General features: G+C 32.5%; 18 protein-coding genes. 5 read left to right on the forward strand and 13 right to left on the reverse strand.

Going from position 1 to position 24,459, the window contains the following annotated elements; translation table 11 throughout:
- Nucleotides 1-106: 106 nt before the first annotated feature.
- From AC2D8I_RS06015 to AC2D8I_RS06030, 4 genes are all read right to left on the reverse strand, one after another.
- Entirely contained in the window at nucleotides 107-3,172 is a 3,066-nt protein-coding gene (locus AC2D8I_RS06015) for a T9SS type B sorting domain-containing protein (protein WP_484705089.1), read from the reverse strand.
- Between the two features lie 2,303 nt (nucleotides 3,173-5,475).
- Complete coding sequence (locus AC2D8I_RS06020; RefSeq protein WP_484705090.1) at nucleotides 5,476-6,513, reverse strand: aldo/keto reductase; 1,038 nt, start codon at nucleotides 6,511-6,513, stop codon at nucleotides 5,476-5,478.
- 77 nt (nucleotides 6,514-6,590) lie between these two features.
- Nucleotides 6,591-7,547, reverse strand: coding sequence for an OmpA/MotB family protein (locus AC2D8I_RS06025; RefSeq protein ID WP_484705091.1), 957 nt, complete (start codon nucleotides 7,545-7,547; stop codon nucleotides 6,591-6,593).
- Between the two features lie 57 nt (nucleotides 7,548-7,604).
- Nucleotides 7,605-8,366 (reverse strand): exodeoxyribonuclease III, encoded by a 762-nt coding sequence (locus AC2D8I_RS06030; protein WP_484705092.1) that lies wholly within the window; start codon nucleotides 8,364-8,366, stop codon nucleotides 7,605-7,607.
- Between the two features lie 199 nt (nucleotides 8,367-8,565).
- Here AC2D8I_RS06030 and AC2D8I_RS06035 point away from each other — a divergent pair, with 199 nt between their 5' ends.
- Nucleotides 8,566-12,003: a hypothetical protein gene (locus AC2D8I_RS06035; protein ID WP_484705093.1), complete on the forward strand. Its 3,438-nt coding sequence runs from the start codon at nucleotides 8,566-8,568 to the stop codon at nucleotides 12,001-12,003.
- A gap of 64 nt (nucleotides 12,004-12,067) precedes the next feature.
- Here the strand turns inward: AC2D8I_RS06035 and AC2D8I_RS06040 are convergent, their stop codons facing one another.
- Both AC2D8I_RS06040 and AC2D8I_RS06045 read right to left on the reverse strand, forming a co-directional pair.
- A complete protein-coding gene (locus tag AC2D8I_RS06040) occupies nucleotides 12,068-13,612 on the reverse strand; it encodes an Rne/Rng family ribonuclease (protein ID WP_484705094.1) in 1,545 nt (514 codons plus the stop codon).
- Between the two features lie 315 nt (nucleotides 13,613-13,927).
- Nucleotides 13,928-14,245, reverse strand: coding sequence for an HU family DNA-binding protein (locus tag AC2D8I_RS06045; protein WP_484705226.1), 318 nt, complete (start codon nucleotides 14,243-14,245; stop codon nucleotides 13,928-13,930).
- 111 nt (nucleotides 14,246-14,356) lie between these two features.
- Here AC2D8I_RS06045 and mutY point away from each other — a divergent pair, with 111 nt between their 5' ends.
- The 4 genes from mutY (at nucleotide 14,357) to gldD (ending at nucleotide 17,983) form a co-directional block, all read left to right on the forward strand.
- A complete protein-coding gene (mutY, locus tag AC2D8I_RS06050) occupies nucleotides 14,357-15,397 on the forward strand; it encodes an A/G-specific adenine glycosylase (RefSeq protein ID WP_484705095.1) in 1,041 nt (346 codons plus the stop codon).
- 116 nt (nucleotides 15,398-15,513) lie between these two features.
- A complete protein-coding gene (locus AC2D8I_RS06055; RefSeq protein WP_484705096.1) occupies nucleotides 15,514-15,951 on the forward strand; it encodes a single-stranded DNA-binding protein in 438 nt (145 codons plus the stop codon).
- Nucleotides 15,952-15,982: 31 nt separating this feature from the next.
- Nucleotides 15,983-17,287, forward strand: a complete 1,305-nt coding sequence (locus AC2D8I_RS06060) for a gliding motility-associated protein GldE (RefSeq protein WP_484705097.1) — start codon at nucleotides 15,983-15,985, stop codon at nucleotides 17,285-17,287.
- Nucleotides 17,288-17,383: 96 nt separating this feature from the next.
- Nucleotides 17,384-17,983 carry a gliding motility lipoprotein GldD gene (gldD, locus tag AC2D8I_RS06065; protein ID WP_484705098.1) on the forward strand — a complete coding sequence of 200 codons (600 nt, stop codon included), beginning with the start codon at nucleotides 17,384-17,386 and terminating at the stop codon, nucleotides 17,981-17,983.
- 53 nt (nucleotides 17,984-18,036) lie between these two features.
- Here the strand turns inward: gldD and AC2D8I_RS06070 are convergent, their stop codons facing one another.
- The 7 genes from AC2D8I_RS06070 to AC2D8I_RS06100 all read right to left on the reverse strand — a co-directional run bounded on the left by AC2D8I_RS06070 (nucleotide 18,037) and on the right by AC2D8I_RS06100 (nucleotide 24,036).
- The gene (locus AC2D8I_RS06070) at nucleotides 18,037-18,873 is read right to left on the reverse strand and encodes an alpha/beta hydrolase (protein ID WP_484705099.1); all 837 of its coding nucleotides are present in this window, start codon (nucleotides 18,871-18,873) and stop codon (nucleotides 18,037-18,039) included.
- A 307-nt stretch (nucleotides 18,874-19,180) separates the two neighbouring features.
- Entirely contained in the window at nucleotides 19,181-19,585 is a 405-nt protein-coding gene (locus AC2D8I_RS06075) for a DoxX family protein (RefSeq protein ID WP_484705100.1), read from the reverse strand.
- 10 nt (nucleotides 19,586-19,595) lie between these two features.
- Complete coding sequence (locus AC2D8I_RS06080) at nucleotides 19,596-20,216, reverse strand: hypothetical protein (protein ID WP_484705101.1); 621 nt, start codon at nucleotides 20,214-20,216, stop codon at nucleotides 19,596-19,598.
- Between the two features lie 328 nt (nucleotides 20,217-20,544).
- Nucleotides 20,545-21,444 carry a LysR family transcriptional regulator gene (locus AC2D8I_RS06085; protein WP_484705102.1) on the reverse strand — a complete coding sequence of 300 codons (900 nt, stop codon included), beginning with the start codon at nucleotides 21,442-21,444 and terminating at the stop codon, nucleotides 20,545-20,547.
- A gap of 177 nt (nucleotides 21,445-21,621) precedes the next feature.
- Nucleotides 21,622-22,359: a GNAT family N-acetyltransferase gene (locus AC2D8I_RS06090; protein WP_484705103.1), complete on the reverse strand. Its 738-nt coding sequence runs from the start codon at nucleotides 22,357-22,359 to the stop codon at nucleotides 21,622-21,624.
- A 71-nt stretch (nucleotides 22,360-22,430) separates the two neighbouring features.
- A complete protein-coding gene (locus AC2D8I_RS06095) occupies nucleotides 22,431-23,378 on the reverse strand; it encodes an NAD(P)H-dependent oxidoreductase (RefSeq protein ID WP_484705104.1) in 948 nt (315 codons plus the stop codon).
- Nucleotides 23,379-23,460: 82 nt separating this feature from the next.
- On the reverse strand, nucleotides 23,461-24,036 hold the full coding sequence (locus tag AC2D8I_RS06100) for a Crp/Fnr family transcriptional regulator (RefSeq protein ID WP_484705105.1): 576 nt from the start codon (nucleotides 24,034-24,036) through the stop codon (nucleotides 23,461-23,463).
- Nucleotides 24,037-24,459: the final 423 nt, after the last annotated feature.

Here is a 24,459-nt window from a genome sequence, read left to right on the forward strand (position 1 = left end):
GCGTGTATTGTGGATCTTGTTGGGCATACAGTTGGTACCCTAACAGGAAGATGAAAATGGTATATATTAGTTTTTTCATTGGTCTTGTTTTCTTTTTTAGTAGTTGTTAGTTTGCTCTGTTAATGTAAATCCAAGAGGCTTTAGTTTTATTGCCTTGGTATTTTATAACATAGTAATACGTTCCAACTGGAAGTTCGTCTCCATCTTTTGATTGCCCATACCATTCATTAGTATAGTTCGTTTTAGAATATACAAGGGTTCCATTTCTATTAAAGATATCTATGGTTTGAACATCGTAACTACTTAAATCAAAGTTGTCATTCTTTCCGTCTCCGTTTGGAGAAATACCTTTTGGGATAACACATGATACACGTTCTGTTACTAAAATATCAGCTGTAGAAGTACATCCTGTAGCATTAAAGGTAGTTTCAATAGAGTAAGTTCCTTCTACTAGAACTGTAGGTAAATCTAACCCTGTTTGTCCGGGTATTATAGCCCCTTCATAGTACCAAGCGATAGTTACTTCATCAGCTGTGTAATTTTCTCCTATAGCCGCAATAGTAATAGGGGTGGTTGCATTAGGGCAAACTTTATAATCTGCATTAAATGATGTAATCGGTGTATCGTTAACGGCTAAGTTAAGAGTCGTCGTATTGAAGCAATTGGAAATGGTATTACTTTCAACTCTTGCATAAATGACTTGAGGGTTACTCGTGTTTTCATAAGGAGAAGCTAAGGCATTAACGCCAGCATCAGCATCAGCTTGACTTATATAAAAACTAACTAAGAAAGAGGTAGGATCCTGTCCATTTAAAATGCTAGAAATATTAGAGTCTAGGTCGAAAAATTCCATTTCATCTGCAGAGTCATCATCACAAAGCTCCATATTTACAGAAGTAGCGTTAGGGATAGTTCCTGTAATGGTTAGCGGGAATGATGTGCTTGTATTGGCGCATCCAGATCCGGATCCTACTGCATTAATATCTTCTACTCTTACGTATATTATAGTGCCGTCTGCTGCAGAGTAAGGAGAGGTGAGAGCGTTTGTGCTACTCTGTGCGTCAGCTAGTGTTTCATGATAAGTAACCACAAAATCTGCTGCATTTTGACCTGGTGAATTTAAAATAGTTGAAGATAAATTCTCTAAATTGAAACCTTCAATCCCATCACCAGATTCATCATCACATGTTGAGATATTAATATTATCTCCAGGAATAGTGTTTACAAGTGGTTCTTTATACAGATTTACTATAACTGTTTTTTCAGCAAAACTTGCACATTTTGTATTGTATACTGTTACACTATAGGTGTTGGATTCTGTTACGGTTATACTGGAGCCTGTTAATGTTGGATCAAAAATACCATTTACAGACCACTCATATGTATCGGCAAAAGGAGAATCGGCTTCTAGTATTATTGAGTCGTAACCACATAAATTGGCTACACTAGGAGTCGTTTCATCGCTGTCTTCGTCTATAAACACTGCATCACTACTAATTAAATCTACAGAAACACTACTCGTTAAACTTCCTGAATTTGGGTCTGTGGGATCAAAATTGGTTTGTGTGATTTGAATAATACCTGGATTATTTTTGAAATTCGTTATTAATATTAAATAAAGTTCTCCTGATATGGCATTGTTAATAACAACATTCTCTGTCTCAGATGCACTATAACTACAATCTACAATATTTGCATCTGAATTTGATGTACAATAGTCATCGCCAGGCATAAAGGGACCCCATATTGCAAAGTCGACGTCTAATCCTTCTCCAATATTGTTGCCACTGGAATCAAATGCAGTGCTTTGTACCATTTCTATTAAAATGTCTCCTGAGGTATCAATTTCTAATATGTTATAAGTCGGGTTTGGTGTTGTGAATAAACAATTCAGGCTACCACTACTATCTGTGTTAACGGTATTTGAAGAGTATAAAACTCCATTTTCACTTCCAGATGGACAAAAATTTTCTGCATCTGCACAAGTTGTATTTGTCGGTAAAATATATGGCGTAATACACAAATCAAATGTTGTTGTTACAGGTGTAGTTCCATTAGAAAATATTCTAAGGAAATAAGTGTCCCCGATTACTAATAGAGGTGTAATCATTGAAGGTTCATCTGCATTGAAGGTGCCAGGAGGATTAGTGTTAAAACATGCTAATTCAGCTAAACTACCACATGTCCCTTCATACAGCGCTAAAGTAAATTCGGGGGTGTTAAATTCTGGTAAATTTGCTAAAGCAATTAATTGAAATTCGCTTAAGGCTGTGAATTGAAACCAAATATCGTCATCTGTACCGTCTCCACAACTTGGATCAGGTATTCCTGAGTCTGTAGCTTCAGACAAGCTTCCAGGTGTTGTTAGTTCGCATAAAAAGCCATCATTAACTACGGCAACGGTTGCATTGATGCAATCGTCATTATCTGGTATACAGCTTGTTAGTTGAAAGGCTTGACTTGTAATAGTACAGTTAGAATCTTGTTCATTACTTAAGGTGAAAATAATATCTGTTAAGAAAGGGTAAGGGCCAAACTGGGTAATTCCTGTAGTTGAAACGGAAACTCCAGGGGAGCCTTGGTTGTCTTCTATTAATACAGAACTGGCATCTCCTAATGATGTAACATCTACATCTATAAGGAGTTGGTTGCCATTGTCGCAATCTTCTATAATGGTGTAAGTAGCTGTAGGCATAATACAAGTAGCGCAAGATACTGTAATGTCTATAGGGGAGTATGTACCGTCACTACAACTACTAAAAAAACTAGAGTCAACAGAAAAGGAAATCGTATCTCCTGTCGATTGAAATATGAGGCCAGTAAGATCTCCTTCATCTCCGTAAGGCGTTGCGGTATTTAAATTTGTTGTGCCATCTGTATCGAAAACAAGTAATTCGTCGCTGCCATTTTGTACGGAGCCAGAGTTTACAACCAGATATAAAGGTGTGCCATCATTGCTAGTAAAGGTAAAAACATTGGAATCATTATCCTCATAACAATAGGTGAAATTTGTAGGGCCAACCGAACAATCCACATAATTATCTAGGCAGAATTCTTGAGTTAGAGAGCTGCTAGTTAGAGAGCAACTATTATCGTCATCGTTAGTTAATGTAATTACAACATCTGTTGCATTTGCATAAGGGCCAAAAGTAACCAGTCCTGTTGTACTCACTTGTTGCGTGTTCGTTTGATTGTCGCTTACTGTAATAGTGTTAGCAGAGCCTAAATTGGTAATATCTGTTTCAACAAAGAATTGAGGACCATTAATACAGTCTGAAATTACAGTATAAGNCAGAAGATTGATAAGTGATTCCAGCTAGATTTCCTGCATTACCATAAGGCGTAGCAGCATTTAAATCTGTGATCCCATCGGTATCGAAAACAATTAATTCATCCCAGCCATTCTCTACATCTCCAGAATTTATGGTTAAATTTAAAGGTGTGCCATCATTGCTAGTAAATGTGAAAACATTGGTGTCGTTGGCTTCATAACAATAAGTGAAATTTGTAGGGCCAACAGCACAATCAACGTGTTGATCTAAACAGATTTCTTGAGTTAAAGAATTGCTAGATATTGTACAATCATTATCGTCATCGTTAGTTAATGTAATTACAACATCTGTTGCATTTGCATAAGGGCCAAAAGTAACCAGTCCTGTTGTACTCACTTGTTGCGTGTTCGTTTGATTGTCGCTTACTGTAATAGTGTTAGCAGAGCCTAAATTGGTAATATCTGTTTCAACAAAGAATTGAGGACCATTAATACAGTCTGAAATTACAGTATAAGTTGCCACTGGGTTAATACAAGTTGCGCAAGAGAATGTAATGTCTATTGGATTAATATCATCGGTATTATTGCAGCTTGTGCCACCATCAGATTGAATGGTAAAAGAAATAGAGTTTCCAGAAGATTGATAAGTGATTCCAGCTAGATTTCCTGCATTACCATAAGGCGTAGCAGCATTTAAATCTGTGATCCCATCGGTATCGAAAACAATTAATTCATCCCAGCCATTCTCTACATCTCCAGAATTTATGGTTAAATTTAAAGGTGTGCCATCATTGCTAGTAAATGTGAAAACATTGGTGTCGTTGGCTTCATAACAATAAGTGAAATCTGTAGGGCCAACAGTACAATCAACAGTATAATTTACTTGTATAGTTGTAGTGAAATTAAAAGGACCTACCCATTGGCTATAAGTTCCCCCGCTACAATCTGATCTTACATATAGTTCGTAGTCTGTAAGAATGTTTAAACCTGTTGCATTTATAGTGTTTGAAGTAGTTGCAGTACCGTTACTCGTTGGAGCACCTGTTCCAGCAGGCTGTAGTACATATTCCCAAGCAGTAATAGCTCCAGTATCCCAGGAAAGTTCTGCTGTGCTTCCCGCGATGTTATTAGCAGTTAAAGCAGTTGGAGGTTCGCATAAGGAGTTGTATACATGTATGTTGTCTATCATCCAATACCATAGCCATGCATCGCCATCATTATATATAAAACGTACTTGCATGTTAGCATTAGAGTATGCAGTAATGTTGATATGTTGTTGATCTGGAGTATTGAAATTTCCAAAGGTAGAGGTTTGGTTTAATAGCTCTACCCAATTCGTCCCATCAAAGACTTCTACGATACCAGAGTCTCCAAAACCACTTCTGTAGTATTGATCAAAATCTAAAAAGAGCCCAACGGCTCCAGTAGTATCAAATATAGGAGATGTTAATGTTTCAAGCAGCAGTGTGCCATTTCCGTTGGCATCACTATCAACAACAACACCATTAGTGCCATCGAGGCTATTTCCTCCTCCTTGTTGTCCAGAGATCCAAGAATCTCCAGTTGCTGCTCCTCCATCTGTTACGATCCAAGTAGTAGGGATTTCTGTATCAAAATTTTCTTCCAGATAAGTTTGTGCATTGAGAGCAAAACTAAATGAAAGAAAAATTAACAGTAAAGTAATTTTTTTCATTATGTAAAAAGGTTGTTTAGTTTAATAATTTTCTAAAACTAAAGAAAATACTAAGGTAGAAAAGTTAATTTTTTATATTATAGACAAAGCGCTTATTTTATCGATAAAATACACGATATTGTAATGGCGTTATATGTTAAAATGGATAATCTGTTTGAAATATAAGATTAAAGATGATGAAAAGGTAATGATAATGTTTAATCTGTTATAATTTGATACAAAAGAAGGTGGACTTTTAAATAATATGTAAAGACATAAAATAGGATGTGTTAGTAAATATTTTAAATTTAGACTGAAATCTATATCGAAAAAGAATCGTGTTTTGTAAGAGACTATTCTTATAAAACACGATTTTTTCTTTGGTTACAACACGCGCTTTTCTATATGGATTCTATTATTTAGAAAGCGAATATAAAATAGCATGCTTTAAATTATTAACGATGTAAGCTAATAGGAAAAAAGTATAGTGCTTTTTTGAGGTAAGTTATATGGTTGTTTTTTATAAATGAAATTAAGGAGCAGGGTTTGGTATTGTATTATGAATAGCATTTATACTTTCAAGAATCGTATTGTTTAATGTAATATTGATACTATCGATATTTTCTTTTAGTTGTTCTAATGTTGTTGCGCCTATAATATTACTTGTTACAAATGGTCTTTGGTTTACAAAAGCTAGAGCCATTTGAGCTAATGTAAGATTATTTGCCTCGGCTAATTCTAAATATTTTTGTGTTGCTTTTGTTGCCTGTTCGCTGCTGTATCTTGAAAATCTTGGGAATAGCTTTAAGCGCGCATTGTTACTTGCGGTGTGTTTTATGTATTTTCCTGATAGTACTCCAAATGCCATTGGAGAATATGCTAGTAAACCTATGTTTTCACGAAGTGAAATTTCTGCCATATCGCCTTCAAAAACACGATTTAATAAAGAATAGGCATTTTGAATGCTAGTGGGACGTGGACGGTTACCAGATTTAGACTCTTCTAAATAACGCATAGTTCCCCATGCTTTCTCATTCGATAATCCAATTTGACGAATTTTACCTTCTTTAATTGCATTTTCTAACGATTGTAGAATTTCACTAAAATTATCTTGCCATTCATCATTTGGGTTATGTTTATAGTCTCTAACACCAAAGGTATTTGTTTGGCGTTCTGGCCAATGTAATTGATATAGGTCTATGTAGTCGGTTTGTAGCCTTTTCAGTTCTAAGTTGATGGCTTCTTTTATTGCATTAGGACTAAATCCTGTTGTGCGAATATGTGCTGTGTAATCCCCAGGTCCAGCTATTTTTGAAGCTAAAATAACTTTTTCTCTTTGTTTTGACTTTTTTAACCAATTCCCTATTATTTTACTAGTACGCCCAGACATTTCAGCTGTAGCAGGTACCGGATACAATTCTGCAGTATCAATAAAATTAACACCATTGTCGAAGGCGTAATCCAATTGATTATGGCCTTCTTTTTCTGAGTTTTGATTTCCCCAAGTCATAGAACCTAAGCATATTTTGCTAACTTTTATATCGGTATTGGGAAGTGTGGTGTATTTCATAAAGCAAGGGTTTGAATTTTGATGATTAAATAGATAAGGTTTTTAAGCCTTATCTATTCTAATGCGTATTCTTGACGTTAAATATCATTTAAAATTTTTGATATTTCGTCTAGTTTTGGTGTTAGTATAACTTCAATTCTTCTGTTTTTTGCTTTTCCTAAAGCGGTCTCATTAGAAGCTATTGGAGCAAACTCTCCGCGACCAGCAGCGGTTAAATTGTCTGCGTTTATATTGGTGTTTTCTTGTAAAATTTTTACAATTGCTGTAGCGCGCTTGGTAGATAGATCCCAGTTTCCAGAAATCTGACCAGAACCTTTAAATGGTGCGTTGTCTGTATGACCTTCAATTAAAACGGCAATATCAGGATTTTCACCCAGAACAGTTCCTAGTTGTCTAACAGCTTTTTTTCCTTCAGAACCAATAGCCCAACTTCCAGACTTAAACAACAGTTTATTTTCCATGGAAACATATACCTTCCCGTTACGTTGTTCTATAGTTAAACCTTTCCCTTCAAAGTCTGTTAGAGCTTTAGAAATAGCGTTTTTTAAATTAGACATTGCTGCGTCTTTTGCAGCGATAACGCTTTCCAATTCTGCAACGCGTTGAGATCGATCTTCTAGTTGTTGTTTTAAGGCTTCTAATCTTGCATTTTCTGAAGCAAGTGCTTGTTCTTTAGCTTCTAATTGCGCTAGTAACTCTCTGTTTTTTTTTGTATTAGCAGCAATTGCAGAGGAGCTATTAGCATCCAATGCATCATAAGACGCTTTTAAGTTATCTAAGCTTGATTTTGTAGCATCATAATCTCTTTGTAATTGATCTCGTTTTGCAAGGACGTCTGCATAATCTTTTTGGAGTTTTTCTAATTCGTTTTCAGCAGTGTTTTTTGCTTTTAAGAGTGCATCATTTTCATTTTGAAGGGTGCGATTCTCTTTTTTTAAATCAACATATTTGTCTTCTAGTTCTTTGTATACTTTTGGAGATACACAGGCGTTTAGTAGTGTAACTGTTAATGCTAAGACAACTATTTTTTTCATAGGTTATACTTTTTAATCGATCCCAAGCTTATGGGTAAGGTTATTGATATTTGGGTTTTAATGTTCTATTTCTACTAATATAGGACAATGGTCGCTATGTTTAGCTTCGGTTAATATAACTGCTCGTTTTATTTTATTTAATAAGGGTTTTGTTACCATCGCATAATCTAAACGCCAACCTTTATTATTGGCCCTTGCATTGGCTCTATAACTCCACCAACTATACTCCACCCTTTCAGGGTTTAGGTATCTAAAGGAGTCTATTAAGCCACTATCTATGAATTTTCCTAGCCATTCTCGTTCTTCTGGTAAAAAACCAGAAACACCTTTCATCTTTGGATTATGAATATCTATGGCTTCATGACATATATTATAATCTCCACAAACAACTAAATTGGGAATTGTTTGTCGTAATGTGTTAATATAGTTTTGTATTTCATCCATATAATTAAACTTAAACGATAACCTGTCTTTATTAGTGCCAGAGGGAAGATACATGCTCATTATAGAAAGCCCCTCAAAATCGACGCGAAGGTTTCGTCCTTCAAAGTCCATCGTTTCTATGCCTGTGCCGTATTCTATGTGTTTAGGTTTTATTTTACTTAAAATAGCAACACCACTATACCCTTTTTTTTGGGCACTATACCAATAATTGTATTTGTATCCTATATTTTCAAAAAGAGTCAAATCTAATTGCTCTTCCATTGCTTTTATTTCTTGTAGGCATATAACATCTGGATTAGCATTTTCAAGCCAGTTTATAAACCCTTTGTTTATAGCTGCTCGTATACCATTTACGTTGTAAGAGATTATTTTCATTGTTCTTTTGAAGTTATTTTAGCTAAAATAAATAATGGTTTACATTTACGCTATTAAATTAAAACAGTTTTAACGAAAACTATTAACAAAATATATTGGCAAGTTTCAAGTTAATGTTAGTAAACATAATAAGTCATAATAATTTAATGGAGAAAAAAGGGGGTGGAGACTGTTTTTATTATTGCGACAAAAAAAATAAATGAATCGGATAGCTACTTTTTTTATTTTCTATCTAGGGAGTCTCGTTTTAGTGCAAGGGCAAAATTTAAACTATAAAAGTAAAATAGTTGCGGTTACTAAAACGGTTATGATTGATAGCGTAAGTATAAACCCAAACCATTTTTCGGTTAAATTAAAGGGAGGGGCTGTACTAGATTCTACTTTTTATAAGGTTGATTTTTCTAGAGGGCTATTAACGTTTAGGAAAAAAATTGCGGGGGACTCTGTGGTTATTGATTATTTAGAATACCCTAAATTTTTAACCAAAACGTATCAGCAATTTGATACGGCTGTTATTGTAGAAAATAATGATAAACTTAATAAGATTTACAAGATTTCGAGACCAAGCTTTGTAAAGGAATATAAGCCATTTGATGGTTTGATTACATCAGGAAGTATTTCTAGAGGTGTTACAATTGGGAATAATCAAAATTCAGTATTAAACAGTGAGTTGGATCTTCAAATTACAGGAAAACTTAATGAAAAAGTGTCTCTTAGAGCTTCTATTCAAGATGCTAATATACCCTTGCAAGAGAGCGGTTATTCTCAAAAATTAGATGAGTTTGATCAAGTTTTTATCGAAATATTTAGTGACCGATGGGGGATTAGAGCGGGTGATATTGATTTAGAGAATACGAACTCGTATTTTGCTAGTTTTTCAAAGCGTGTACAAGGCTTATCTCTTCGTGCTAATTTAGGTAGGGATGAAGCTAGTACACAGGTGTTTGGGGCAGGAGCATTAGTAAGAGGGCAGTTTACAACAAGTCAATTTACTGCACAAGAGGGGAATCAAGGACCTTACAAGTTACAAGGGTCTAATGGTGAGTTGTTTGTGTTGATTGTGTCTGGTAGTGAGACTGTTTATGTTAACGGCATTGCCTTAGAGCGTGGCGATAGTGAGGATTATATTATAGATTATAATGCTGGGGAGATTATTTTTAATGCTACATTCCCTATAACTTCAGAAATGCGTATAACTGTAGATTATCAATTTAGCGATCGTAATTATTCAAGATTAGTAGCTTATGGTGGCGGGAGTTATACAAGCGATAAGTTTATGATAGGAGCTTCTGTATATTCCGAAAGTGATGCTAAAAATAATCCATTACAGCAAAACTTATCGGCAGAGCAGGTGGCGATTTTAACTAATGCTGGAGATAATGAATCGCTTATGGTGGCGCCATCCAGCGTAGCAGAGTCTTTTAGTGAAAATAGAATCCTCTATAAAAAGGAAGTTGTTGGAGGTGAGGCGATTTTTGTGTTTTCAAACAACCCAGAAGACACGTTGTTTAGTGTTAATTTCACTAATGTTGGCGATAATCAAGGAGATTATATATTAAGTAATATTAACGCGATTAGTAATATTTATGAGTATGTCGCACCTGTTTTAGGAGTGCCGCAAGGGAATTTTGATCCAATTGTACAATTAGTTTCACCAACAAAACTACAAATAGCGGTTGTGAATGGGCGCTATAACCCTACGGATAAGACTGCTGTTAAGTTCGAAATTGCAGGAAGTAAAAATGACTTAAATCTTTTCTCTGAAATAGATGATGAGGATAATGATGGGTTTGCCGCTAAGGTTAATTTTGAACAAGCTTTAGTAAAAAGTGATAGTTTATGGAATACGAGTTTTTTAATTGATACGGATTACATAAATGAGGATTTTAGAAATATTGAAGGCCTTTACAACCCAGAATTTAATCGTGATTGGAATTTAGAACCTCAGGTAAGTAGTACGCAAAGTGTTGAAAACTTAGGAAACCAAGGTTTGATTACTTCAGGAGTTAAAATGTTTCATCCTGAAAAAGGAATGGCGAGTTATAAATTTGAACATTTAAATTACTCTAAGGGATTTAATGGAAATAGACATGTGGTTTTAACCGATTTGATATTGCATAAATTTTTAGTTAGATCTCAATCTAGTTTTTTAACTGCGAATTCTACTCTAAATAATTCTACTTTTTTAAGGTCATCTACTAGTGTAATGTATAGCCTAAACCAAGCTTGGGTTGGCGCTAAGTTTGGAATGGAGGATAATGCGCAAAAAAATAGAGAAACAGAAGAGTATACCTCGTTATCTCAAAAATTTAAAGCTTATGAGGTTTATACAGGTATAGGTGATAGTACAGGTGTTTTTACCGAAATAGGTTATAAATATAGAGTTAACGATAGTGTGAGAAGCAATATTTTACAAAAGGTAAATACATCGCATACGTATTATTTAGATTCTAGGTTTGTTAACAATGAAAGTACAAATTTATCTCTTTATGTAAATTATAGAAGGCTCAATGATGTCGTTAGTGAGGATAAAGACGAGCAGTCTTTAAATTCAAGATTACAATATAGTCAGCGTTTTTTTAAAAACTTTATACAATGGAATACTGTTTTTGAAACGAACTCAGGAACCTTGCCTCAGCAAGATTTTACTTATGTTGCGGTGGAGCCTGGTCAAGGAACTTATACATGGTTTGATTATAATAATAATGGTATCCAAGAGATTGAAGAGTTTGAAATTGCTCAGTTTCAGGATCAAGGAGATTATATTCGAGTTTTATTGCCTAATCAAGTGTTTATAAAAACACATCAGAATAGGCTAAGCCAAACCTTAACCTTAAACCCAATAGATTGGGGGAATTCAGATCGTAGAGCTAAACAATTTTGGTCTCATTTTTATAATCAAAGCTCTTATTTGATTGATCGTAAAGTTAAGCGAGAAGGGAATGACTTTAATGTGAACCCTTTTGATGATAGTGATAATAATCAATTAGGGCTTCAGCTTAATTTTAGAAACGTATTGTTTTATAACAGGGGAAAACAAAATTATACGACGTCTTATACTTATTTGGATAATAAATCTAGAAATGTGTTAACAGTAGGGATTATTGCAAATGCCCTTAAAAGTCATCAATTACATTTTAATCATAAGCTTGCTGGGAGTTGGTTGGTGAATCTATTGACTAGTTTAGATAAAAATGAAAATGAAAGTGAGAATTTTGTCAGTAAGAACTTTAAAATAAATGAACAGCGTTTAAACCCTAAATTGTCTTATTTATTTAATGATAATACCCGTTTTGATGTGTTTTATCAATATACTAATAAGGAGAATACTATTGGCGGATTTGAAACATTAAGGCAGCAAAAATACGGGGTGTCTTTTGCTTTTTCAAATAATGAGAATAATGCAGTTTCTGGAGAGTTTAATGTGTTTTCAAATGATTTTTTTGGGAATGAAAATTCACCTGTAGCATACCAAATGCTTGAAGGATTGCAAGCAGGGAAAAATTTTACTTGGAGTGTGTTAGCGCAAAAAAAATTAACAAATTTCTTAGATCTTAATCTTAATTATCAAGGACGTAAAACAGAAACTAGTAAAACAATTCATACAGGAAATATTCAGTTAAAAGCGTATTTCTAGTTAAAAAGAGAGGTGTTAAGAACAAAAAAAAACGCCCACCCCATAAAGGTTTGAGCGTTTTAAATTATTTGATTTCGTTACCATCTTTATCAAAAAAATGATATTCTAAATATGTGTAAGCATCTCTAGGTAAAATTTTAACCCATTTTTTATGTTCAAAAAACCATTTTGAACGTATCGATGGAAAGCCTTTCGTAAGAAAAGCTGCTATAAAAGGATGTGTGTTTAAAGTTACCTTTTTATAGTCTTTTTTTAATATTTGCTCTAAATCATGAGCAATTTTTGGTACAATTCCAATAGGAGCTTCAACTTCGTTTCCATTAATTTCGTTAGGGTTTACCTCACGTGTTTTAATTTTCATTTCAGGTCTAACCCTTTGCCTTGTAATTTGAATCAATCCAAACTTACTAGGTGGTAGTATTTTATGTTTGGCTTTATCATCTTTCATTTCATCACGAAGATGATTAAATAGTTTTTTTCTATTTTCAGCATTGGTTAAGTCAATGAAATCTACAACAATAATTCCACCCATATCACGTAGGCGTAATTGTCTTGCGACTTCAGTAGCAGAAATTAAATTAACTTCCATAGCTGTGTCTTCTTGTGAGTTCGATTTATTAGATCTATTCCCACTGTTTACATCAATAACATGAAGGGCTTCAGTGTGTTCAATAACTAAATAAGCCCCTTTTGCCATAGAAACAGTTTTTCCAAAAGCTGTTTTTATTTGTCTTTCTACCCCAAATTTTTCAAAAATAGGTGTTTTGGACTGATGCAGTTTTACTATTGACTCTTTCTTTGGTGCAATGGTTTGCACGTACTCTTTAATTTGAATGTAAAGTTCATCATCGTCTACATGAATCCCTGTAAATGAATCGTTAAATATGTCTCTTAAAATAGAAGAGGCTTTATTTAGTTCTCCCAGAACTTTTGTAGGATGATGTGCTTTGTTTAATTTTTTACACATTGCGGTCCAGCGACCTAACAAATTTTGTAAATCCTTATCTAACTCGGCTACTTTTTTGCCTTCGGCGACTGTTCGTATAATTACTCCGAAACCTTTTGGTGTAATACTTTTTACCAAAAGTTTTAGTCTGTCTTTTTCAGCTTTATCTTCTATTTTTTGAGAAACAGAAATACGATCTGAAAATGGGACCAAAACAATATATCTACCAGCAATAGAAAGCTCAGAGCTTATTCTAGGGCCTTTTGTAGAAATTGGTTCCTTTACAATTTGTACCAACATAGATTGATTTGATTTTAAGACATCGGTAATTTTACCGTCTTTATCAATATCTTTTTCAAATGGGTAGTCTTTTAAAGAAAAGTCATTTAATTTACCTGTGCTTACACGTTTTGTGAATTTTAAAAGGGAAGATATTTTTGGGCCTAAATCATGATAATGCAAAAAAGCATCTTTTTCATAACCTACATTAACAAATGCAGCATTTAACCCAGGAACAGCTTTTCTTATTTTGGCGATAAACACATCGCCAACAGAAAAATTGTTACTATCTTCATCCTTATGCAATTCAATAAGTTTTCCATCTTTTAATAAGGCAAAATCAACAGCTTGTGAACTAGATCGAATAATTAATTCTCTATCCATTACGTTAATTTTTATCCATACAATTAAGTACAGATGGATTATACATTATTTTTCACAGGATTTTCGAAATCCAGCGAGCTTAACAAATACGCAAGGTTTTACGTATTTTATTATTAAACTCATTTTCAAAGAACATTGTTTTTAATAAACCAAAAAAGTAGTTTAAAAAACTACTTTTTTGAATTATTTTTTCTTTTTGTGACGATTAGCGCGTCTTCTTTTCTTGCGCTTATGCGTTGCAACCTTGTGTCTCTTTCTTTTTTTACCACTTGGCATAAGATGTCGGTTTTTAAATTAATAATTCGTTTATACTTTTTACTTTACGTCTACATTGGTTTTTACACCTTCTACAAAAACTTTTGCAGGTTTAAATGCAGGGATATTATGAGCAGGAATTTTGATAGTGGTGTTCTTAGATATATTTCTACCTGTTTTTTCGGCTCTGGTTTTAATGATAAAACTCCCGAAACCTCTCAAGTATACATTGTCTCCACTTTCTAAGGATATTTTAACTTCCTCCATAAAAGTTTCTACTGTTGCTTGAACATCACCTTTTTCAATTCCTAATTTCTCAGAAATTTTTGATACTAAATCAGCTTTAGTCATTTCCTTATTCTTTATTTTGGTTACTATTAATTTTAAGGGTGGGCAAATATAGGAATTTAATCTTCAATATTTCAAACCTAATTCATTAAAATTTAATGCTATAAACGATTACTTTTGTTATTTGTATTTTTTTAAAAAATGAATGTAAGTAAAATTTTAACAGACTGGTATTCAGTTAATAAGCGTGATTTGCCATGGCGAAACACTGTAAATCCGTACTATATTTGGTTGTCAGAGATCATCCTTCAGCAAACACAAGTGAAGCAAGGTTTGCCTTATTACGAGGCATTTGTCGCTAATTTTCCAACAATTTCTGACCTAGCAAGTGCTAGTGAAAGTAAAGTGTTAAAATTATGGGAAGGCTTGGGATATTACTCAAGAGCACGAAATTTACACTTTTCGGCTAAATATGTGGAAAGCAATTTAAAAGGCGTATTTCCTACTACATATGATGAGATATTAAAGTTAAAAGGGGTAGGAGATTATACAGCGAGTGCCATTGCTTCTATTTGTTTTAATGAAGTAACAGCAGTGGTAGATGGAAATGTATATAGAGGGCTATCTCGTTATTACGGAATAGAGACTCCTATAAATACAGGAAAGGGATTTAAAACGTTTAAAGCCTTGGCTCAAGATTTAATAGATAAAGATAATCCAGCCGAGTTTAATCAAGCTATTATGGAATTTGGAGCAAGGCAATGCAAGCCTAAAAATCCAAATTGTAGTATTTGCCCCTTAAATGATGGATGCGTTGCATTAAAAAGGAATAAAATAGATAGGCTTCCTGTTAAACAGAAAGCATTAAAGGTTAAAAAAAAATACTTTAACTTTATAGTCCTCCTTTCTGAGGATAAAAAAACAATAATCGAACAGCGAAAAGGGAAAGGGATTTGGCAGCAATTATACCAGTTTCCTTTAATAGAGACAAAAAAAACGGCTAATTTAGAGGAGGTAACATTGCAGTTAGAAAATTTTAATATTCTAAAGGGTAAGGAGTATAGTGTGTTTTCATATAATGAGAAGGCAATTGTTCATAAATTGTCTCATCAACATTTACATACTAAGTTTTGGATAGTTAATTTAAAAGATAGCCTAATAGAAGGTGTTGCAATGGAAAAAGTGTATGACTATCCTGTGCCTATTTTAATTAAAAATTTTATTGAAGCCTTTAATTTTTAGGCTTGCAAATATGGACAATGCTTTTTTTTTATTAAATTTAAAATTATGTATTGCAAAAGCATAGTTTTGTATTACATAAGAAGGTGCAATTTTGTTTGTAAATAAAAAGAATAATTATGTCAGGAACATTAAATAAAGTAATGCTAATTGGGCATTTGGGAGATGAAATTAAAATGCATTATTTTGAAGGAGGCGGTTGTGTTGGCCGTTTTCCTCTAGCAACAAACGAATCTTATATAAGTAAACAAACAAATGAACGTATTATTAATACAGAGTGGCATAATATTGTATTAAGGAATAAAGCGGCAGAGATTTGTGAAAAGTATTTAAGTAAAGGGGATAAAGTTTATATAGAAGGGCGTTTAAAGACAAGGAAATGGCAAGATGACTCTGGTAACGACAGGTATTCGACAGAGATTCAAGCAACAGATTTTACTTTTTTAACGACAAAAAAAGAAAGTGGGGCGATGCCTACAACGCAAACACAAAAAAATGTAGAAACAAAAAAGGATAATCCAACGACATCTACAGAAAATGATGACTTACCTTTTTAAAGTTTATAAATTTAATTAAAAACGATAGCTTTTGGATCCCGAACCCGTTAGTTTAATGTTACCAAGTTTGACTATTGACTTATCAATAGTTTCAGGTTTTTTACTATTCATATTATTATTGGTATGTTCTGCACTTATTTCTGGTGCCGAAGTCGCATTGTTTTCTCTGACTCGGCAAGATATTGAAGGGGAAGCGCTACAAGGCTCTAAAAAGATTCAGATTGTAGCCAAATTATTGGAAGAGCCTAAAAGGTTGTTGGCAACGATATTGGTGGCTAATAATTTTATTAATATAGGAATGGTTATTCTTTTTGGGTTTTTAGGGAATATTATTTTTTCAGGAATAACCAGTACTGTAATAAAGTTTGTTGTAGAAGTTATTGTTGTTACTTTTTTTATTCTATTATTCGGTGAAATTTTACCAAAAATATACGCTAGTAGGAACAATTTAAAGTTTGTTACGTTTATGGCCTACCCGTTAAAAGTGTTAGACATTCTTTTTGCGCCATTGAGTTTACCAATGCAAAAAATAACATTAGGAATTCATAACAAATTAGGGAAACAAAAATCCAATTTAAGTGTAGATCAACTATCTCAAGCCTTGGAATTAACGAGTGAAGAAGATACAACACGAGAAGAACAGAAAATATTAAAGAGCATTGTGTCTTTTGGTAATACAGATACCAAGCAAGTTATGCGACCGCGATTGGATATTTTTGCATTAGATATTGAACAGTCTTATCTTGAGATTATTAAAGAAATTAAAAGTAACGGTTATTCAAGAATTCCTGTGTATAAAGATAATGTAGATACAATAAAAGGTATTTTATATGTAAAAGATTTACTTCCTCATATTGATAAAACAATTTTTGATTGGACAATACTGTTAAGAACACCTTTTTTTGTTCCTGAGAATAAGAAATTAGACGATTTGATGGCCGAATTTCAGGAGAAAAAAGTGCACTTAGCGGTTGTTGTAGATGAATATGGCGGAACTTCAGGGATTGTCTCTCTTGAAGATGTTATAGAAGAAATTGTTGGCGATATAAGTGATGAGTTTGATGATGAAAATGTTATCTATTCTAAATTAGATGATAGGAATTACGTGTTCGAAGGGAAAACAGCATTGAAAGATTTTTATAGAATTATACATTTAGAGGATGAAACTATTTTTGAAGATAAAAAAGGAGAAGCAGAAACACTTGCTGGGTTTGTTTTAGAGATTTCTGGAAGTTTTCCGAAGCCAAATACTAGAATTAACTTTAAGACTTATATTTTTACCGTTGAAGCTTTAGATCGAAAGCGAATAAAAAGATTAAAGATCACCTTGCCTTAAGGATAATAACTTAGTGTGTTTTTGGTGTTGTAAACGAATGAAAAAATAGAATAATAAGACGTATTGTATATGGGGGGGCTTAATATAATTAAAAAAATGAAAACTAAATATCTATTGTGTTTATGGTTAATTATGGGGGCTTTAATATTGATTGGTTGTGGTAATGATAGTACGCCTAAACCTAATGCTTATCTGCGATTAGAGTATCCAGAAGCAGTATATGAAACTGAAAACATAGCTAAAATGCCTTTTGCGTTCGATCGTAATAAACTGGGGAAAGAATTAAAAACGAAAACATTTAATACCGAAACGACAAGTTATGGGATAACCATAAAATATCCTAAATTAAAAGGGGCTATCTATTTAACCTATAAAGGCGTAGATCAGAATCCTGAGTATCTAAATACTTTTTTACGAGATGCTCAAAATTTCACACAAGAACATACCCAAAAAGCAGATGAAATTATAGAACAGCCTTATGAAGACTCTAAGCGAAAAGTGTATGGGATGTTTTATGAAGTAGGAGGTAATGCCGCATCACAATCGCAATTTTATGTAACAGATAGTATTAATCATTTTCTTGTAGGGTCTTTGTATTTTTATGCAAAACCAAATTACGATTCAATTCTTCCCGCAGCAAATTATTTGCAGAAAGATATTAAGCAGATTATGGAATCTGTACAATGGAAAAAATAAAAAGAGAATTCTAAAAACAGCCGTTTAGAGGGTACTATAATAAGAGAGCGTTATTACTTTTTTTTAGTTTTAAATATTTTTTCAAAAGCATCATAAACAGCTAAATGTAAGGCGTCGCCATGGTTTTTGTTTTTGAAAAATTCAAAATAGAGAGTAGTGTTTTTTTTCTTTATGGAATTTAGCTTGCTAAATAGTTTTTTTGCCATTTTTTCCATGACCTTACCTTCTTTTCCAACGGCAATATAAATTGATTTTTTTGATGTATATAAAGTTGGTTCTAGCTTTAATAAGGACGCGTCGTCCCACCATAAACTAGGGCTTATAATGATGTAATTATCAAATAACTGAGGTTTTTTTAATAAAACTTCGGTTGCTAATAAGCCACCAAGTGATTGCCCAATCAAAGTTTTAGTAGCATTTGTTTTATAATTGCTAGCAATTAGTGGTTGTAGTTCTTTTTCAATAAAGTTTATAAAATTGTTTGAACTTCCTGTTGTTGGAAAATCTTCTTTATCTTTAGTGTTCTTTGTTGGGAACGTAAAGTCTTTTTTTCTATCAACATTAGCAATTCCTACAACGATAGATTCTGGGATAATATTAATCCAAGAGAAGGAACAAAATTGTACCAGCCCAGAAATATGAATAAAATCTTCATCGATAGCGCCATCTAATAAGTAAATAACAGGATACGTTTTTAACGAATCAGAACTATAGCCATGTGGTAAATAGATGTTTATTCCTCTGTTTTCTTTTAGAATTTTTGATTTAAAATCAAGCTTTTCTCCAATTGTAAGAGGTTTTTTTTTATTTGTTTTTACTTCATTTTGAGCCCATATTGGAGTGCAAAGAAGTAGCATTATAAAATTTAAAATTAAGATGTTAGTTTTCATTTTGGCTTAGGCTATCATAGTATTTCAATACCTAAAGATAAATGTTATCTTATTTTAGAGCGCTATTTTATGCTACTTTTTGCAATATTTTATTATTAAAATATACTATAATGCTACTTTATTCTGTTTAAATGGCTTTTAAAGGATGGAATGTTATAAGATTGTATTTTAAGCTTTATGATATTCGACCTGAAAACATTTAGAATATGAGCTGGTTTATTTTAAAAATTAATGAATTTTTTTACTTGTTTTTTAATTAAGAGTAAATCGTTACAAAAGATAAATTACTGTTGTGTAACCCGCGGTATTAGTCCCATTTATTTTTAGTTGAGAAGCTATATTTTCCTCCGCCTGTAAAGAATAAAGCAAGACCAAAAATAGTATAAATAAATAAAGGCCCCATTTCCCAGCCGCCAAAGTTGTTTAGTTTTAGTAAATTAGGGAGTTGTACCATTATGGTTGCTACAAAGCAGTTAAGGGCAAATATAAGACCTGCTAATTTGGTTCTATATCCTATAATAATAAGAATAGGGGCAATAATTTCTCCAACAAAAACCCCATAAGCTAAAAAAGAAGGAAGTCCATATTGCGTTATCTGACTAGCAATAAAATCGATTCCAAAAATTAATTTACTAATTCCGTAAATGAGCATTGTAAAAGCAATGCTAACTCTTAAAAGTAATAATCCGATGTGTTGTTTTGTGTGTTTCATAATATAATGTTTAAAAGTTTTGTTTAATAAAAATCCCGTAATTTTCGAGTGTTTTTTCTGCTTTTGCAAATTGATCTAAATTGATTGCTATTCCTGTGATAAGGTTTTCTTTTTTAAGTCCTATGCGGAGTTGTTGTATCCCTCTATTTAATATTTTTAAATCAGTATTAGCAACTATAAATATGTTGAGGTAAGCTTTTATGTTTTTGCTTAAAGTAGGGGTGTAATTTATTGTTAATGTTTGTTCAATAGTAAACCCATTTTGATAGGTGCTCCCAATAGCATAGCTTATTTTAAAAGGTGTTACCCAATATTGATATTGAGAGGTTATTGTCGCAAATGCGCCAGGGTTTTTAAGTCCTACCGCAGCATTAAATTTAAAGGCCTTATTCAAATTCAAAGACAACATATTTCTTATAAAAAAAATATTATTTGTTTCATTATTATATTCTGTATCTATGTATGATACATTATTAAAAGACCATTTTTTATTAAAACTATGGTTAATAAAATGTTGGTATGATGTAGACCTATGGCCTAATACTATTTCTGGGGAAAAATTAAGCTTTTGTGCATTTGAGACTAAAACAGCAAAAAAGAGAGTAATCGAAAAACTTATATATTTTAACATAATCTATTCATTTTGTGAGAGGCAAAATTATGTTAGAAATAGAAGTGAAATATTAATGTAGCTTAAGAAAGCTGTCTTGATGTTTTTAAAGAGCTTAAAAGGAAAAAACAGCTGTAATTAAAGGTGATGAGGTGTAGGTTATGATTCGGCTAAAGATTTAAAATCTGCTTGCTTCTTTGTTTTATATCTTATACAGTGAGAGGTGTTTCTAAAGTTAAGCCATACCGAAAAGAGCTTTCTAATTCTATTAATATGACTTTGTCTTTGTTAGTGTAATCCAATACAAATTAAGAAGCGCTTACGCAATGAATATTATTGTTTCTAACCTTCAAATCAAATGCTGTTGATTAAAGTATGATTTGATTTGCTCAATAAATAAATTTTCTGTCGATGTTATTTTATTAAGACTTGCGATAAACCAATCTCTTTGCCCAAGATTCGCTTTAAAGGGGATGCATATTAAATCGTTATTTTTTAAAAATGGAGAGGCTGCCCATTGCGCCATAATTGTAATCCCTAAATTAGCATTAACTAACTGTATAATTGCTTCTGTTAATTGTACTTTTTGAATGGAGTTAACCAGGTCTTGATTGTTTTGTAAAATATTATTTAAAACATAATTAGCTTTATCCGTCATATCATAAATAATTAAATTTTGCTTTTTAAGATCCGATAATTCCAGTATGTCCATATCTTTCAAATCATTTTCTTTTGAAAGAATAACAACCATCTCATCTGAGATTAATGGTTCAAAATGGATGAATGAGTTATTCGATCTGCGGCTCACAATAGCCATATCAATTTTGCCTTCGGTAAGATATTGAAGCGGAGCTTTTGTTGCCTCAATGTTAATTTGAACATTTATTTCAGGATTACTCTTTCTAAATTCCTGCACCACTTTAGGCAACCAATGATAACAGGTATAACACTCGATTGTTAAGCTGATTTCTTTTTTTTTGCCTTTTTTAAATTCATCAAGTTCGGCGTTAAGTAAATTAAAAGAAACTAATAATTTTTCAGAAGCTTTAAATAGAATTTGACCAGCTTCCGTAAGTATTAATTTTTTATTCAAGCGGTTAAATATTTTAAGACCTATCTCTCCTTCTAATTTTTTTAGTTGATGACTTAACGCGGGTTGCGAGAGGTATAGTTTATCTGCGGCTTTCGTTACAGACCCTTCTTTAACAATAACATTAATTAGTTTTAAATTTCTTAAAGAAACCTCCATTATTCTTTTTATTTATAAATGACGCGAAATTAATTCGTTTTTATTATAATGCAAAATATTAAAGCGGATTCCTTAGATTTAAGGAGTTAAAAATAGGGGTTAAAGTTATTCTAGTATTACGGTTAAGAATCGTGCTTTCTTTTTTTATAATGATATTATATTAAAATGTATTTGTTCTCATGTAGGTCTATTTTTAGCAATATAACTTTTTAAGTTCCCATTAGGAGTAAAACCCATTTTGGAATAAATTTTTTCACCAGCTTTAGAGGCTACTAAAACAATGGTATTGCTGTTATTTTTCATAGCTTCAACAATTAGTTTGGAGGTCATTTTTTTTCCTAAACCTAGACCTCTGTATTTAGCGATTGTTCCAATCATGTGTATTCCAGATACAGCATTACGATCTAGGAAAATAAGGCCGCAACTCGCATAATAACCGTTGTGTTTTCCTATATATAATCTAATCTTTGATTCTAAATGCAGTAAGGATATAATGGTTTTCGAATCTATTTTATAACCAAAAGATAAGGATGCTATTCTAGCAAATTCAATAGCTTTTAAGGTTGTGTTTACCTCTATAATGTTAGGGAAATTGTCTGTAAGCTTAGTGGTATGAGAAATATTTAAAGCCATCCCTCTTACACATGATGTTTTTTCAAAATGGGTTTCTAGAAGTTGTTTTTCGATAAATTCATTCTCATGTATTACTAGTGAATTTGGAATGATTCCTTTTTTTATTTTAAAATGTAAGTGCTTAAAATCTATGGTTTCTCTGTCGATTCCAAAGATTTTACTTGGCCAAGACTTATTATTAGGGCGGTTATAGTTGTATGCTTTTTTATGGTAAAAAAAATGATTTTTAATACCTATATATTCCCAAAATTCAAACAAGTGACTAATACTGTAATTATCCATTTAAATATATTATATGATAAAGGAGTAATAGATGCACTATATATTAGGGCAAGGTATTACTCCATCTAAAATTAAAAGCTTGAGGCCGTAACAAACGCGGCTGAATCTTCATAAAAGCGATACTCTTTTATTTTTTCGTCTTCTATAGTGCAAAGTAGCACCCAAGAACTATTAAATAATTTACCAGTCGTTTTTACTTTATGAGAAAAAGTTCCCTGCGCCATTATTAAATGCTCACCAAAAGGAAGAATATTCTCTATGGAGAAGTCTTTTGTGTCGAATAAATTAAAGATATTATTTAAAAATTGCTGCGCTTCTTTTTGAGACCTGTAAATACCGTGCAATTGCTCTTTTGGGCGCTCTTCTTCCTTAACACTTACAATATAACAGTTTGGATGAAAAGTATCCAGTACCTGTTTTGTGTCTCCATTTTTAAAGGCTTGGAAATAATTGTTTACAACGTCTAGATTGCTTTTCGGGGCACTAGGCTGTTGCTGTATTATTGCGTTTATTCCCTTTGTTAACTTTTCGTTTTCTAACGGATTTATAAAGGATAATGTATTTGTGTTAAAATATTGATTGAAATTCCCCAACGAATATTGCTCCACAAAAAGGCTTCCCCAGCGTAAGAGTAGTTTTTCTAAAATTTTAAGATGAGTTTTGCCTCCTGTTGGTCCTGGGGAGGTGCTTACGAGTAAAACAGGCTTTTCTCCAAAAAAACGTTGATCTATTAAGGAAAGCCAATCGATCGTGTTTTTTAGAAAAGCAGAAGGTAATCCATTATGCTCGGGAGAGGCTATAATAAAGGCATCAGCAGTTGTGAATAACTTAAATAGTGCTTTTATTGGTTTGGGAATACCGTTTTGCTCAATATCTTGGCTGTAAATAGGCGCCTTGTACTCTTTTAAATCTATAAATTCAATATTTTGATTAGGAGAATTTAGTAGTATGGCTTGAATTAATTTTTCATGAATCGAGTTTGAGTTATTACTCCCTGTAAAGGCTATTATTTTTTTCATTTGTACAACGGTTTTAAATTAATAGTACAAATTTAAAAGAGACGAAATCTTTAAGTCTTAAGATACCTTAAGAAAGGAGCTGTTAAATATTTTTTCTAAGAGTGCTTAAAAATTCAGGAGTTATCCCTAAGTATGAGGCAATCATATATTGAGGAACCCGTTGTTCTATAGTTCTATATTTTGAACGAAACTCTATATAGCGTTCTTCTGCAGGTTTACTCATGTTATCTATAGTTCTTTCTTGAAGGGCAACATAAGCCGATTCAAATTTTAACCTAAAAAAACGTTCCATAGCAGGAACACTATTATATAATTGGTTTAATTGATCTTTATGTATTTGTAGGACCTCACTATCTTCTATGGCTTGGATAAATTGTTTAGCTGGCGTGTTGGTTAAGTAGCTATACAAATCATTAATCCACCAGTCTTCTATGCCAAATTGCAAGATGTGTTCTTTCGCTTCTTTGTTCATATAATAACTTCTCATGCAACCTTTTGAAATGAATCTCATATGGGAAGAGTGTTCTCCTACAAATAATAAAATATCTTTCTTTTTTAGTGTAATCGTTGTAAAAAGACCACTAACAATGTCTGCTTCGTGATCTGTTAATACAATGCTTTTTCTAAAATGAGCTATGAGTCTCTGTCTTGAATCCATCTTTTTGGTATAGTCTTTTATAATGCGCTAAATGTAGTAAATACAAATCAAATTGAAGGCACATACGTATTAATGAAGGGGCTAGTGGCTTGTTATCTCTTTTTTGAATGACTGTTGAGCTAATGGGGTAAAATAATATAAACTGTCAAAAACTTTTAGAGTTATGTTTACTTAATAAAGCATAAATCAATTAAAATAAACCGTAATTTTGAGTTGTGTAACATTTTAAAAGTATATTAATCATTATAAGGCTATAAATATAATATTTCTAAGGCCTTTTAATATTAGTCTAATTTAAAGACTGTAAGCTATATACTGTCTCTAAAATAATATACTTAAATATAAGTGCTCAAAAAGGAACGATTAAGGAAAGTTATTTAGGGGGCTTACGACAATTTTTCAGAAGGGCTAATGGCCGTTTTA

Source organism: Lacinutrix sp. YIN62 (genome assembly GCF_057219185.1).